Below are 15140 nucleotides of genomic sequence, written 5' to 3'. Positions count from 1 at the left end.
TTAACAAAACACCCAATTGCTTTATTGAACCTGTCTCAGTCATACTTTAACCAAAAACGAAAAGGGCCTTGCGGTTAAGCAAGGCCCTTGTTAGGTTCTCTTCAATGCTATGACAGCTTAAATCGACTGACGATACTCGATAAATGAGCATTGATATCAGCAATACTGTGCGCATCTTCAAGTGCCCGTTGACCATTACTATCGAGTTCACCCACGATGTCATTAATCGCACTCATGTTACGGCTCAGCTCCTGCGTGACACTACTTTGCTCTTCAGCTGCGGTCGCAATTTGCGTGCTCAGATCATTAATCTCTGTCACGAAGTCAGTCATCACATCAAGACTTTCAGCTACTTCCCCTGCGCCTTCGGCTGTCTGACCGCATTTTGCTTTGGTGGAATCCATAGAATCAACAACTGATTGGCTACCTCGAAGCAAACTAGCCAATGCGGATTCAATTTCTTCGGTACTGTCTTTAGTTCGGCTCGCGAGTTTGCGAACTTCATCAGCAACGACCGCAAAACCACGCCCTTGTTCACCAGCACGAGCAGCCTCAATAGCAGCGTTCAGAGCCAGTAAGTTGGTCTGCTCGGCAATATCGCCTATGACACCCAAAATAGTATTGATACCATCCGTTTCCGCCGCCATCTTGTTCACATTCTCTGAAGCGACACTAACATCATCGACCAAGTCCTGAACATTGCTCTGCGCCTGAGTGACTGTCACCTTCGATGCTGAACCCGCTTCGTTAGCTTTATGCGTCAGCTGAGCCGTATTCGCCGCATCTGTTGCCATCGCTTCAGCGGTAGAGTTCATTTCTTCTATCGCCGTCACCACTTGCTCTGTTTCCTGTACATGGCTTTGGAGAATGGAGGAGTTACGCTGACTCTGATCACGCATACGATCTACACTGCCGTTCAACTGGTTAGTCGCTTCGCTGATTTCCAACATCATGGTTTGCAAACTAGCAATAAACTTATTCACACCTTCCGAAATTTGGCCTAAATCGTCATTCGTAGTCACTGTGATACGTTGTGTTAAGTCGCCATTACCTTCACTCAGCCCTGCGATGGTTTCTTTTAACACCAAAATAGGACGATACAGTACCTGCATGACAAGTAACGCAACAATAATACTGATCACCGTCGCAATCACTGCAGTAAAGATGGCCGCTTGCTTAGCGGACGCAAGATCAGCAAAGGCGATGTCTTTGTCCAGACCGACCACAAAATACCACTTCTTGCCCGCAATATTGATTTCATGGGAAAAGAACAGTTTTTCGATCTCTCCTTCATGGCCATCGTAAACAACATCCGTCTTCCCTATTGTTTTATTGGCGACAGTATTAAGCCAAGGGTATTTGTCTGTCTTGTTACCGGCCTCCACATCATCCATTGATGAAGCCAGAATGGTAGTATCACTATTTAGTATGACAGCAACCGCTCCAGGAATGTTGTTTGCACTCTTAGCAATCTCATTAAGGAAACCCAGCTGCATATCCACAGAAATCATGCCACTTAATGTCTTACGGACAATCGACACCCAATACTCACTGCCCTCACTGCCTTTATAAGGTTCAGTAATTGATGTCGTGGTACTTTGCCGCCCTGCCTGATACCAGCCCCGAGTGGTCACATCCCCATCAAACTTGTGGTTAGGCCATGAGCTGGCTTCTTGGTTCCAATACGCGTCACCATTAGTAAAGGCAACGACAGAGCTATTCAAATTAGTGGCATTAGCAATGACATGAGTGAGCTCAATAAAATCGTCAGGCGTACCCGTTATTTCTTTACTTTCAAAGTGCTTACCCAACTTCTCTAAACCACCAACCTTCTCTCCTAGTTGATCCGCTATCTTTTGTGCTTGCCCTTTCACGTAGCTTTGGTTTGAGGCGGTAATTAACTCCACCAGCGTCTCTTCCTGCTTCACATAAGCGACATAACTTGAAACAGATACAGATATGACCACCAGCGCAATAATGGAAATGAGCAATAGCTTTTTAAAACCTAGATTTCTCATCTCTTTTCATCCTATACACATTAATTTCATTATTCATAAGCTTTTCATACACCACTTCACTAGAGGCAACCGCAATCTAATAAATAGGTTTATTAATAGATTGTGGTAGGAATATGACCAAACACCAAATTCAATAACTCATTGAAACGACATTAATGCATTCACAGCAACGATATAATCGCAATATGTGAACCTATGCATCAAACAAAATGATTCTCCGTTGCTTTACCTTGATCCAGCTCACCACTCATTAAGCAACCAAATGAATATTATTTATTCATGACAAGAATCAATTTTCATCTCCAAAACATTGAATAGCCTTTCTGTTCACCTTCAAAATGAAAACACAAACTATAAAAATGGCTTAACAATGAAACTCAGCGACCTCACTATCAAATATAAACTGGCGACCATAGTGGCTCTGGCAATAATTTTTATCGCTATGGCCTGTATCTATAATTTGATCCAGCAAAGGGAATCTTCCATGAACGAGCGAGAAGACAAGCTCAGTGCTCAAGTGGGAGCGGCTATCAGCCTAGTTCAGTACTATTACGATCAGAGACAAGAGATCGGAGAAGAAATCGCTAAACAGCAAGCGTTAAATGCCATCAAGGCATTGCGTTACGACGAATCAAACTATTTTTGGATTCTAAACCAACAAATGCAAATTGTTATGCATCCAATTAAACCTGCATTAAATGGGCAAAATGCCAAGAGCTTCACAGACGGAGCGGGAAAGTTCCACTGGCGAGAAATGGTCTCTATTTCTCAAACCAGTGCACAAAAAGGGTTTCTTGACTATCAATGGAAAAGCCCCCAAGGCAAGCTTAAGGATAAGATCTCCTATGTTCAGCTGTTCCCAGAATGGGGTTGGATTGTCGGTTCGGGTTTACTAGTTTCTGATATTCAGGAGGCTTTTTATGCCCTTGCTCTGAAAGAAGCGTTTGTCGCTGCTATCCTTTCAGCAATCTTACTCGGCATGGGCTATACCATTTCAAACAATATTATTACGCCTTTATATCGGTTGATCGATAACACTCATAAAATTGCCGATGGTGATTTACGAGTTCGTATGAGTATGTCGAGAAAAGATGAATTGGGAGAGATGAGCCAACAAATCGACAAAATGCTCAGCAAACTGCAAGGGACATTACGTACCGCACACCAGTCAGCAGAACAATCCAGTGCCATGGCCTGCAATATTGCTCAAGCCAGTGAAGAAGCAGCGACCAGCGTTAATTCTCAGCATGCCCAGTTAGAACTACTTTCTACCGCGATGACTGAGATGAGCGCGACTATTTCAGATGTGGCAACCAATGCAGAAAACACCTCGGTAAGCACCAATAAAGTGGTCGAACATGCTCACCGTAATGATCAAACCATGCAAACCACTTCACACACTATTGCAGAAGTCTCTCGCAATATTTCCACCGCTCACGATTTGGTAACGGACCTGCAAACTGGCGTTAATGAGATCAGTAATGTAGTCGGGGTTATTCGCGATGTCTCAGAGCAAACCAACTTATTGGCATTGAACGCTGCCATTGAAGCAGCACGAGCGGGTGAACAAGGCCGAGGATTTGCGGTTGTCGCCGATGAAGTACGTAATCTTGCCAGCCGAACACAAAACTCGACCAATGAAGTTCAAATGACCATTGAAAAACTCATCGAGCAAGCAGGCAGAACCTTTACGGCAATGCAAAGCAGTAATGAAAAAGTCGACGAAAGTGTTGCGGCATCAACGAAAACACGTGAACAGCTTGATGTCATCGTCAATGAGATGCAAAACGCAAATGATATGGTCGCTCAAATTGCCGCAGCGTCTGAGCAGCAAAGTACCGTTGCTACAGAAATGAACGAAAATGTGTCCGGTATTCATCTGGCAGCGAATGAAGTGCTTCAAGCATCCCAGTCACTCGCAGAAGATAGCCAACTGATGGCGAATACAGCAGAACATCTCACAGCTCAGCTCAGGTACTTTAAAGTCTAACCCCTGCTCGAAAAATCCGCAGCCAGACGCCTCTGGCTGCGGCTTTTTAAACCATTATTTTTTACTTCTTCGCGTTTACCGCTTTGACGAAAATTTCTTGTGCACCTTCAACATTTAGTGCTTTTGCTTCTTCTAGCAAACTAATGGCTTTGTTTAAATCATTCGACTCTACCGCAGCGGTAATCGCCTGATGGTAGTATTGTTGAGTTTCTGGAACAGGCACCAATATTTGTGCTGAAGGCGATTTCTTCGTGTCTGAACTTATCTTTTGCTCGACGAGTTTCTTTTGGTTATATCCACTCAAAGTTAACGTTTTAACCTTCACGCTAAAAGAGCCAAGATTCGCAGCGTAGTACGTGGGATCCGTAACAATTGGCATAGGATCTCCTGTTTCTTGTGCTCTCAACTTCGCCGGATGAGGAACCATTATTCTTTCACCCAGATCAGAGTTGTCTGAATATATCACCATATAAGGGGTTTGAATCGTGTCTACACTTATCTGTAATTCAAATCTATTTCTCGCAAAAGCATCTGAAAATTTTATTTGGAAATCATCACGTTTAAGCGTTTTTACGGTATTAAAATCTTGATCGAGCAACTCTATGACTGGGATAGCAACACGGTTATCTTCCATATTGCTTCGTATCACTAGCTCAACAGCACCAGACTGAGAGTCAAACGCAAACGGAGCGAAATAACTTTTCCCCGTATTAAAATCAAACACTGGGGAAGCGGTATCTATGGTAAATTCCAGCTCTTCATTCTGTTTTAAGAAAATCCATGGGAATTCTTGACTTGTTCCACAACAAACTTGAGCTTGCACTGGAGAAAGGCTTTGCTCCATTAGTTGAGCATTTTCACTAGAAGCAGAACATCCAAATAATCCGATACCAGATAGCAGCAATATGAGGCTATTTCTCATTTGATTTTCCTTATTCTCGAAAGCACAAAAGGCAGTCTAACGACCGCCTTCCAAATTACATATTACCAAGTAATGGCCGATGGTTAGAACCAAATTTCTGCTTCAATACCAACGCGTGTTTCTGAATCATCTCCCCCATTACTCCATTTATAACCGCTATCGCTAGATGACATATAGGATACATAAGGCTTGATTTGTGGACGTCCCCAATAATCAGCATTGACAGTCATAACTGGTGCAAGGGTTGCGGTATAGAAGCTCGTATCTGCTTTTTCACGTCCCCAAGTACCATCAGAGCCCAAACTTTCAAGAGCGTAGGTAAATGTCGCTTCCATACGGAAGTTTTCGTTCACTTTATAAGAAGGAGTCGCACCAACAATTAAGCGAGATAAACCATCCTGAGAGCCCCATACTTGATTCGTCTCATCATTTGAAAGATCCCAGTATGTCACTTCTGTGCCTAACTGCAGTTTATCCGTAATGTTTGCAACACCGTAAGAAGTTAGGAAGATTGATTCATCATCTTTTTGCCAGTTACCACTCCACTGACCAAAGTTCACCCCGCGGTTTGCTGCAACACCTTGACCATAAGTCAAAGCTGTTAGAGACCAGCCATCAAAGCCATAGTAATCTCGAGAGTAAGTCACCGAAAGGCCAAATCCATCTTCTGCAGTGTTAACAGATTCAACATTGGTACGAGTCATCAGTTTAGCGTCGAAGTCAAAACGACCACCTAATGCTTCAAACCCGTAGTAGTAAAAGTCTACTGACGTCATCGTCGTACTACGTTGCTGATCGTCTAGACCATCATTTTTACAGCTGTAGTCATCACCAGTACTCGCATCTAGGCAGCTACCCTCACCTGAGTCAGCAGACACAACAGCAAGACCCATGTCATTGTACTGGATACCACCACCAACACCTGATGATTGTTTCCAAAACTCTTTAGTAATAATACCAGCTTGACGGTTAAGGTAACGCTTACCAGCCCAAACACTAGTACCTTCTTTAAAGTAAGATAAATCGCCTAGTTCAACGTAGGCTTCTTTAAATTCTAGCTGCCCGGTTTCAAAGTGACCTTCATTTCCTGATGAAGAGCCATAGAATCCACGACCATTTCCACCTTCGTTGTTTCCATACTCTGTTTTAAGAACATATTTAGACCAAGAACCGCTCTCATAATTATCACCACGAGTGACAGTGAACTCCACTTGGTTTGGGTTACCTGAGAAAGGAGCGCCGGCCGCACGGTAGTCACGTCGGTGTTCGTACGATTCGTTTAGCGCCAGAGACTGACCAACGTTATACAAAAGATGACCATAACCGTTAACTTGCCATCCTTGCTGAACTTTGTCTTCTGCGAAAGCAGAACCCGCTGCTAATGTCGCAGCCACTGCGGCAGCAATTACACTTACTTTTTTCATTTTTAACTCCATTTAGGGTTTATTATTCTTTTAGCTCACTCGTTGAATCGCTCTGAAAAGGCAGGAACAGAACCCATCAAAAAGAGAGGTAAGATGGGCCAAGCGATATCGCCTAAACCCCATTTGCTTCAACTGCTGACAAGTTTACTGATAAGGCTCAAGGCTGACTTCCTCCACCTAACACTTATTTTGGGGGGATGAGAAGGGATGAGAAAAATAACCGAACGCCGTACATTAGGCTTATGTCACAAATATAAGGGGGAGGAGGTATAAGATTCTTTTATAGCTTCCTCACAAAACGTCACATAGCTCACCTTTTACACAAAAAGGCGCCTTCAATTTGAAATAAAATTACATTTTTATTTTATACATAAGGTTCTTGACGTCTTAACAACAAAGCTATTTACTTAGTTCCAGTTACTAAATTACAAGCGTATAAAGCGATTAACCATGCCGTTCTCTCGCCCCTATCCTCTTGGCGCTACATTAAATCACGAAGGTTGTAACTTCGCGGTTTATGCTCCGAAGAATAAAGATCTCTTGCTGGCTCTGTTTGATGAAAGCAATCATTACCAAACCTATCCGTTGGAAAATGAATATGCAGGAATAAAACACACCTTCATTCCCAATATAAAAGCCGGTCAGAAATACGGATTCATTATTGTTGAAAAAGGAAAAGCGCACTTAATTTCAGATCCTTATGCAAAATCGCTGGATAAACCTCTTTTTTATTCCATTCCCTTTAATTCAGCGAAAAGTTTTGAATTATCAAAATGTGTGGTGACCGATGACCAGTTCGACTGGCAAGGTGTCAATAGACCACATCGTCCACGTGAAGAAATGGTGCTGTTTGAAACCCACGTGAAAGGGGTGACTAAACTCCACCCAGACGTACAACCAGAGCACCAAGGGCGATACCTTGGACTAGTCAGTGAAGCGATGCTTGGGTTTTATAAGCAGCAAAACATCAATACTTTGCAATTACTTCCTATTGCAGCTTGTATGCATGAAGCTCACTTACTCAAGATGGATAAGGTGAATTATTGGGGCTATAACCCTTACGTGTTTATGGCACCCGATCCACGCTACGCCGCCCAAGATGCAGTAACTGAGCTAAAAACAACGATTAGAGAGCTGCACCGACATGGTATCGAGGTCATTCTCGATGTGGTGTACAACCATACTGCTGAAGGGGATGCGCAAGGCCCAGTCTTTAATCTAAAAGCGCTAGATGAGCATTATTACGTTAAACATGCTGGGCATTACGCCAACTATACTGGCTGTGGGAATACCCTCGATTTGTCATATCAACCGACTCTCAACTTGGTCATGGATACACTCAGATACTGGGTTGAAGAGTATCAAATTGATGGTTTTCGTTTCGATCTTGCCGCGACGTTAGGTCGGGAAGGAGAACACTTCAATGCCAATTCAGGGTTCTTCAAGGCAGTAGCTCAAGACCCAGTTCTTAAAGAGGTGAAACTGATCGCTGAGCCCTGGGATATCGGCCCAAATGGTTATCAGGTGGGCAATTTCCCATTGGGTTGGAATGAGTGTAACGATAGATTACGCGATATTACCCGCAGTTTTTGGCGTGGTGATCAAGGCTACCTCAAAGAGTTTGCCACCCGTCTAATGGGCTCTCGTGATCTTTACAGTGCGGCTAACTGGCCGTACAAACTCACCGTGAACTACATTACTTATCATGACGGTTTCTCTATGCAAGATCTGGTGTCTTACCGCCAAAAACACAATGAAGCTAATGGAGAACAGAACCGTGACGGCCATGGCGATAATCGCTCTGACAACTATGGTGTAGAAGGTGAAACCGAGAACCCTATCATCACAGAAAAAAGAGAAAAGCAAAAACGCAATTTTATGGCCAGCTTGCTGTTTGCTTTCGGCATTCCGCATATCCTGACAGCTGACGTGCTCTCGCATAGCCAAAAAGGCAACAATAATGCCTATTGTCAGGATAACGAATTAAGTTGGTTGAATTGGCAAACTTCGCCCGAAAAAGGCGAATTCAAAGCTTGGTTAGCCAACATGGTTCAAGCCCGCCAAACTTATATGGTGCCATTTATCCGCGCATTCAGTGGTGAGAACAGAAATGATAACCGAATCCACTGGCGTCGTATTGACGGCACTTTCATGGAACACGATGATTGGAATCAGCTCAGCTCCGTTGCCTTGCAGCTCGGTATTGGACAACACGGCGACGAGTTGTTCTATTGCATCAACCAAACCAACGCTCCGGCACGATTTACACTACCAAGCGACAATGGACAGCAATGGACCATGGTCTGCAATACTGACAACCATGATCTCCACCAGACGATTGATCACAAGCAGGTACTTATTGCACCGGCTTCCATGGCCATCTTCCACGCGAAAGCTTAATTGGACGCAGTTCTGATGATCATTTATCAGAACTGCAACTATCTGCTTGAATAGATTTCCTTTTTCTCAAAGAATAACCTTACGCTAGTCAAACTGGCTGAGGAGGAAATAGAGTGAACAAAATCTCAACCACAGCTCTTGCAAAATTACGAGAGATCGAGCCAAAACAGTTGTTTCAAGATCTCAAGCTGGCGGGCTATATCAATCGTTCTGATGAAGCATGGGTATTGACGGAGCTCGGTCGAACGTTTGGTGGTGAATATGCTCAGCATCAAAAGTTTGGCCAATTCATTATATGGCCAGAAAACCTCCTGATTAATACAGTAGCCACCAGTGGTAAACCTCTCAGCGCGACTCAAATCGGGGAGCGATTCTCGCTCAGCGCTAAGAAAATCAACCAGCTTCTTCAGGAATTAGGCTGGCTGCAAAAAATGGATACGGGTTGGGAGGTAACGGCAAATGGCCTCAAAGTCGGTGGATATCAACGCCATGACAAAGAAAGTGGGAATCATTTTGCTGTTTGGCATGACTCAATTGTCCGCAACAAGCGTCTCAAACAATCAGTCATCGAGTTTTCAGGTCTGGATGCTGAAGCGCATGCTACCGATAAATCAATATCCAGCTTCCGGCAGAAATTCGAAGCCAAACACCGAACGCTAGATGGACATTATGTGCGATCTAAGGGAGAGCTCAAGATCGACAACTGGCTTTATATGAATGGCATCGTGCATGCGTATGATCGCCAATTACCGATTGATGAAGATGTGCTAAGCGATTTTTACTTACCGACTGGCAAAGTCTATTTACAATTTTGGGGACGCGATAATGGCGATTTCCCTGAGAATAAGAAAGCCGATATCAAGCGTATATATCACGAGCACCAATTTGACTTAATTGAAGTGATGCCTGAAGACATCGACCACCTTGATGATGTGCTTCCCGCGAAATTAAGAGAGTTTGGCATTACCGCCTATTAAAAAAACGCCTCACATGTGTGAGGCGTTTTCATCAAACTATCAGTTCAATTCAAACTGAATAGCGTCAATCAGCCAACCTGCAGTCCAAGCATTGATGGCTTTAATTTGCTTCCCTTGAGGGACCTCGAATGTTTCAACCTTGATTGGCGATGCATAACCTTTCGAGCCCATCATGACTGAAGAGCCATCTTTGAACTTAAATTTAAGTGCAACGATATGGTTACCTCCCCAATAGTAATGACCTGAAGACACTTCAATACTCTTAACTTTGCTCAGATCAACGGGGTGACGTAGTGCTCCACCATGTCCACCAATAAGCGCATTAAGTTCTGTACCAACAGCATCAATCGCAAGACCAGAACGTACGTAAAGTACATCACTTGTCGTCACTTCCGCTTTTTGAACATCACCATTCGGATAACCAAAGATCGGAGAGAATTCCGTTTTACCCGCACGTAGTGTGCTTGAGCGGTAAGTGTTGTGGCTTAACCAACTTGGCTGATACGTCTCAGGAATTTGTCCAGCCTGAGTGATATTAGTCAGGTTGAACGAATGCTGGTTCCAAATACGTGTCGCGTTTGTCCATGGCTTATCAGCTTGAGCAGACTGATACACATATACGCCCTTGTTAATGTTGTATTTGCTGTCGTAGTTGTTGGCTACCACAATCAGTTCAGCATTATCGTCACCCTCTAGGTCTGCAACGATTGGGTATTCCCACAAGGTTCCAGTCGAGTTATCGATCACAGCAAGCTCTTTACCTGTCTGACCATCAAGGATACGCACTTTGAAATGGTCCTGAACAAGCACTTCATCGATGCCATCAGCATCAAAGTCGTAAGCAGATACCCCTATCTTGCCACTACCGATATCATCGTTTTCAACCGACCAAACCAGCTCACCTTTTGCGTTGTACATGTCTACGGCTTTATAGCCTGCGTACACGATACCGATGCTGTCAGTACCTACTGACGTAGCCGTCTCAAATTGAACGCCTTCTACCAGCCAACCTTGTGACCACACATTCACACCCGTAACACTCTCACCTTCAGGAAGAACAAAGCGTTTCGTTTGCAGATGGTAGCTATAGTTTTTCGATCCCAGCATGACTGAGGAGCCATTCTTCAGAGAAAACTCCATGGCCAGAAGGTGGCGACCACCCCAGAAGTACTTACCGTAAGTGACGTCAATAGCTGTCACTTGCGAAAGATCGATAGGATCGCGAAGCGCTCCACCGTTACCGCCGATCGTGTTATGGGCTTCAGTACCAATCGCATCGATAGCCGCGCCAGAACGAACATAGAGCAAGTTTTCATCGCTAACTTGTGCCGACTCCACATTGCCTTTCTCATAACCAAAGACTTCTGATTGCTGAGTCACTGACTCACTGTAAGCCGCTAGGAAACTTGAAACCGCTTGAACGCCGCCACCTGGGTTGTTCTCGTTAGTGATTTCCCATTTAGTTGAACCATCATGTTCCAATACCGCCAGAGAGCTCTTTTGTGCAGACGAGTAGCTTGCCGGAACAGAAACCACCAATTCTGGATGCTTGTCTGAATCTAGATTCACCAATGAAGAGAACCAAACTTTGTCAGCAGCACTGTACTGCCAGTCAACAGCGCCTGAGCTTTGGAATAAAGTGCCGTCGGCAAAGACTTCCTGACGATTATCACCATCAAAGTCACCACTGATTGATGCTGGAGACCAGTTATGGCTAAACACTGGCTGACCAGATTGATAATCGTAAACACCATCAGCAGACAGAATTTCGATATCACCATCACCATCCAAATCGGCTAAAGCGATGTCACCCACCGTTTTCCAGCCAGATTCAACCGTCGCAATCTGCTTCTTCACATTACCATGATTATCAAGCACCTGGATGAAATCGCTGCCAGTACTGGTTGTGACAATTTCCACGATACCATCGTGATCTAAGTCTGCAACTGCAGGACTGTAACGAGCATCAGCAACAACACCGCCGTTATCGTAGCTCCATAGCTCTGAGCCATCCACACCGCTCAGCGCACGAACTAAACCACCACGTGAGTAATTGCGACCTTCAAACGATACAATAATCACATCAGCGACATCTTGGTTATCGATTCGGCCGTCACCATTGTCGTCGTTAAGCTGACCGGTTACTGGCGTGACCATTACCTGATTTGACTCAGGCTTAAAGCTGCTGCCTTGCCAAGACCATTTTAGTTCAGTTTCAATTTTTTTATCTGGCTCTGAATAAGCAAGAACTCGCATCGAACGAGGGTTAGAAAAATCTAGGATCTCACCGTTGTAAGCCTTCACTGACTCAAGCTGTGTATTTGACTTGTAACCGCCAAACACCGCTAAGCGATTGTAAGAAAGGTTATCCCAGTCACTTAGCATCACACCAAGTCCCTCTGGAGCACGCACCTCTACTTCATGACCTTTGATGTACTCTGGTAATGAGTAACCAGAACGTTGACCTTCTTTTAGACAGTAACGTTCATTATTCTCTAGGCTGACAATACACGCCTCTGGGTATTGCTCAGACGCCAATACTCGCATCGAACGAGGCTTAGAAAAGTCTAAGTAACGACCATTATACGCTTTCACATTTTTAAGTTGTTCGTTTGACGTATAAGTGTCAAAAACGGCAAGTCTGTTGTATGACAGGTTATCCCAGTCACTCAACATAACGGAAACACCACTCGGTGCGAGTACATCGACCGGGTGCGCATAAATCCAATTTGGAAGTGAATAACCTGAGCGCTCTCCCGCTTTAAGGCAATACTTCTCCCCCGACTGCTGACTGATAATGCATCCCATAGGTTCGGAAGCATAGGCAGGCAAGCTTATGTTGGCTAAGGCAAATGAGCCAAATACCACTGCTAATAATTTACGTTCCATTTAGAACACCCTTCGCTGATTTGTTGCCAAATTAATGTATTGCTCAAGACTGGCGTAATTCTCCCGTTACGTTGCTTCACCCAGAAATAAGCGGTTAGATTGTTTCGCGCAGATTATCTGTATGTAATTTGTTCTGTTCAACAATTCAGCGAGAAGAACATGCCTCAATAATGAGACATCTTAGAAACGAGACATTTAAAGTGGGATATCGCTTCATTTAACAGACAAAAGATAAAAACTTTTATCTCAGTATCCAACGACGTATAGAATGGCAACCATAATTCGAGAAAACGTACCGACGCCTAAGCTAGGTCAGTTTATTATGCAAATACCGTTATTTATCATTGCCGCCCTTTTCGCACTACCCGCCCTATCTCAGGATAAGGTGTATCGGCTGGATCACTTTGGTGCGATTAGCAATGACTCCCAAGACGATAGCCAAGCGATTCAAACTGCTCTATCTTCTCTCAATCCTGGAGATATTTTGGTTATACCTGAAGGTATCTATGATGTGTGTCAAACCCTGTATTTAACGAATACCAAACAAATTTCTTTAATTGGCAGCCAAGGGGCAATCTTACGTAAATGTTCTGACTTTAGTGGCGAATATTTACTGTACATCAAAGAGACTCAAAAGGTGTTCATTGGGGGGATTCATTTCATCGGCCTCAATAACGGCAATATAACACAAGTCTGGGGAGAGCAAGGGGTTTACCTTGCCAGTACCTCCGACTCTCACCTATCCAATAATACTTTTGAAAATTTTGGCGACGCTGCATTAAGGGTGACAACCGGGCCTAACCCAACGGACTCACTATCACAAAACGCCACCTTATTCGCCAATACATTTCGCAACTGCAGTCAGGTAACCACGACTCAAGCGACTCAAGGTTCTAGCGCTCCAGGTACGCAAAACATTACTTTCGAATATAACTTGTTTCAGGCTTGTACCCTCAAGTTATCAAGCCGGAAAGAGGTTCAAGGCGCCCTTGTTTATCACAATACTTTTAAGGAGATAAACAGTACCGCATTAGAGTTAAGTTATTACTCGAATGTATCAGTAAAAGATAATAATTTTGACGATATTACAGGGTTTATTATGAACGTTTACCCTAATACACGAGCAGAACAACCAGTATATTGGGGGAATATTGAATTTCACAATAATGACATATCAAATAGTACAATGGGGATCAGGCTACAAAGCTTTACATCTAATGAGTCTCCAACCAAATCAGTAGAAAACATTTCTATTTCTTACAATCGATTCAGCAATGTAACTTGTGAAAATATAAGCGAAGAAAAGTATAAAAAAATAATCAGAACTTATAGCCAGAATAGTAGTTACTCATTTGATAACATCAATATTATTGGTAACGAATATGATGAAGAGTCCGGTTGTGATTTTTTATCTATTGATATGTCATCTGAAAATATCAATATTGAAGAGAACAAGAAAAAAATAATAGTCGGTGAGAATTAAGCCCTGAAAATCAGGGCTTAATAAGATAAAGGTTAGTCAATAATAGCAGAATCACCTTTGTATACTTTAATAGCGCCTTCGACACGTTTGCCACTGTCCACATCATACAGTTGAGGCACGATAGTATATTCACCATCTGGGTAACTAGCATCTAAAGTAAATCCACGGATAATGCTCAGCTCATCAAAAGCTGACACTGACTTAAGTACGCGAGCATGGACAGGGATAGCCAAACCATCAGGACCGATTGCGGTTACCCAAAACTCAATATTCGCGGCTTCTTCTCTGGTATTTTGAGCTTGTAGATCAAGAATCAAATAACCGCCTTCGCTTGGGTACACGGTGTCGTTCACAGCAAATGCTTCAAGTATTAAGCCATCAATAGCCGCTGGCTGTTCAAGGCTCACACCCTTGGCAAAGGTCTCTGATTTAGAGAAACTTTTTCCTGTTTCGACATTTACACCTTCAACAGAAACTTGATACAAACCATCGTCCATATATTCTCGAACCCAAATACCGCGTTCAATATGAAGAGCTGAGCCTTCTTCAATATTTTCACTGTCGAATTCAGAACTACTTAAACCAACAACTGACTTAGCAGGAAATACAATACCTTTAGGTCCTTTAACCGAAACCCAGTATTTAAGGTCAGCGTCATCTCCACCGATATTGGTTAAGTCAATACTTGCAGATAAATAACCACCTTCTGTTGGTACTTGGCTTTTAGAAAGTTGAATTTGTGCATCAAGAAGAAATTCTTCATTCTCTGATTGATTATCTGCAGCAAATACAGACAAAGAAGTGCTCAACGCTATACTACCCGAAAGTAGAGCGGCAATTAGTTTTTTCATTTTCACACCAGAATGTTAGTAAAAAGGATTATTAGTACAACAAAACAAAGCGTAACAACTGAATGTTTTACATTCAATTTAAAAACTAAGTATATTTATAGTATTCATTATACTTATTAATCAAAGACAAAGTTTTCAGCCGTTACATCAAAAGAGTGACCCAAGTCGCAATACAAAGAGAGAGGG

At 43.3% G+C, this 15140-nt stretch carries 9 protein-coding genes; 4 read left to right on the top strand and 5 right to left on the bottom strand.

Annotated features, from left to right (window positions below):
- Window positions 1–107 precede the first annotated feature (107 nt).
- Window positions 108–2018, bottom strand: a complete 1911-nt coding sequence (locus L1D15_RS01260; protein ID WP_239864553.1) for a methyl-accepting chemotaxis protein — start codon at window positions 2016–2018, stop codon at window positions 108–110.
- Window positions 2019–2388: 370 nt separating this feature from the next.
- Here L1D15_RS01260 and L1D15_RS01255 point away from each other — a divergent pair, with 370 nt between their 5' ends.
- The gene (locus L1D15_RS01255) at window positions 2389–4008 is read left to right on the top strand and encodes a methyl-accepting chemotaxis protein (protein WP_239874407.1); all 1620 of its coding nucleotides are present in this window, start codon (window positions 2389–2391) and stop codon (window positions 4006–4008) included.
- A 61-nt stretch (window positions 4009–4069) separates the two neighbouring features.
- On the opposite strand, the gene L1D15_RS01250 is transcribed toward L1D15_RS01255, so the two are convergent.
- Complete coding sequence (locus L1D15_RS01250; RefSeq protein WP_239874406.1) at window positions 4070–4930, bottom strand: MalM family protein; 861 nt, start codon at window positions 4928–4930, stop codon at window positions 4070–4072.
- 83 nt (window positions 4931–5013) lie between these two features.
- A complete protein-coding gene (locus tag L1D15_RS01245) occupies window positions 5014–6354 on the bottom strand; it encodes a carbohydrate porin (protein WP_239874405.1) in 1341 nt (446 codons plus the stop codon).
- Between the two features lie 450 nt (window positions 6355–6804).
- Between L1D15_RS01245 and glgX the strand changes: the two genes are divergently transcribed.
- Window positions 6805–8754 carry a glycogen debranching protein GlgX gene (gene glgX / locus L1D15_RS01240; protein ID WP_239874404.1) on the top strand — a complete coding sequence of 650 codons (1950 nt, stop codon included), beginning with the start codon at window positions 6805–6807 and terminating at the stop codon, window positions 8752–8754.
- Window positions 8755–8867: 113 nt separating this feature from the next.
- On the top strand, window positions 8868–9731 hold the full coding sequence (locus L1D15_RS01235) for a glycerol kinase (protein ID WP_239864563.1): 864 nt from the start codon (window positions 8868–8870) through the stop codon (window positions 9729–9731).
- Between the two features lie 39 nt (window positions 9732–9770).
- Here the strand turns inward: L1D15_RS01235 and L1D15_RS01230 are convergent, their stop codons facing one another.
- A complete protein-coding gene (locus L1D15_RS01230; RefSeq protein WP_239874403.1) occupies window positions 9771–12620 on the bottom strand; it encodes a beta-prism lectin domain-containing protein in 2850 nt (949 codons plus the stop codon).
- A gap of 268 nt (window positions 12621–12888) precedes the next feature.
- Between L1D15_RS01230 and L1D15_RS01225 the strand changes: the two genes are divergently transcribed.
- Window positions 12889–14103, top strand: coding sequence for a right-handed parallel beta-helix repeat-containing protein (locus L1D15_RS01225; protein ID WP_239874402.1), 1215 nt, complete (start codon window positions 12889–12891; stop codon window positions 14101–14103).
- Window positions 14104–14135: 32 nt separating this feature from the next.
- On the opposite strand, the gene L1D15_RS01220 is transcribed toward L1D15_RS01225, so the two are convergent.
- Window positions 14136–14954: an RbmA protein gene (locus tag L1D15_RS01220; RefSeq protein ID WP_239874401.1), complete on the bottom strand. Its 819-nt coding sequence runs from the start codon at window positions 14952–14954 to the stop codon at window positions 14136–14138.
- Window positions 14955–15140 lie beyond the last annotated feature (186 nt).

Origin of the sequence: Vibrio sp. Isolate25, assembly GCF_022398025.1 — a bacterium.
Lineage (GTDB): Bacteria > Pseudomonadota > Gammaproteobacteria > Enterobacterales > Vibrionaceae > Vibrio > Vibrio coralliilyticus_A.
Note: the sequence above shows the minus strand (reverse complement) of the source record. Positions and strands in the feature narration are given on the sequence as shown.

Excerpts from the sequence above, each read along its gene's own strand:
- L1D15_RS01260 (WP_239864553.1), bottom strand. The coding sequence starts at position 2,018 with ATGAGAAATCTAGGTTTTAAAAAGCTATTGCTCATTTCCATTATTGCG.
- L1D15_RS01230 (WP_239874403.1), bottom strand. The coding sequence starts at position 12,620 with ATGGAACGTAAATTATTAGCAGTGGTATTTGGCTCATTTGCCTTAGCC.
- L1D15_RS01255 (WP_239874407.1), top strand. The coding sequence starts at position 2,389 with ATGAAACTCAGCGACCTCACTATCAAATATAAACTGGCGACCATAGTG.
- L1D15_RS01225 (WP_239874402.1), top strand. The coding sequence starts at position 12,889 with ATGGCAACCATAATTCGAGAAAACGTACCGACGCCTAAGCTAGGTCAG.
- L1D15_RS01220 (WP_239874401.1), bottom strand. The coding sequence starts at position 14,954 with ATGAAAAAACTAATTGCCGCTCTACTTTCGGGTAGTATAGCGTTGAGC.
- L1D15_RS01245 (WP_239874405.1), bottom strand. The coding sequence starts at position 6,354 with ATGAAAAAAGTAAGTGTAATTGCTGCCGCAGTGGCTGCGACATTAGCA.
- L1D15_RS01250 (WP_239874406.1), bottom strand. The coding sequence starts at position 4,930 with ATGAGAAATAGCCTCATATTGCTGCTATCTGGTATCGGATTATTTGGA.
- glgX (WP_239874404.1), top strand. The coding sequence starts at position 6,805 with ATGCCGTTCTCTCGCCCCTATCCTCTTGGCGCTACATTAAATCACGAA.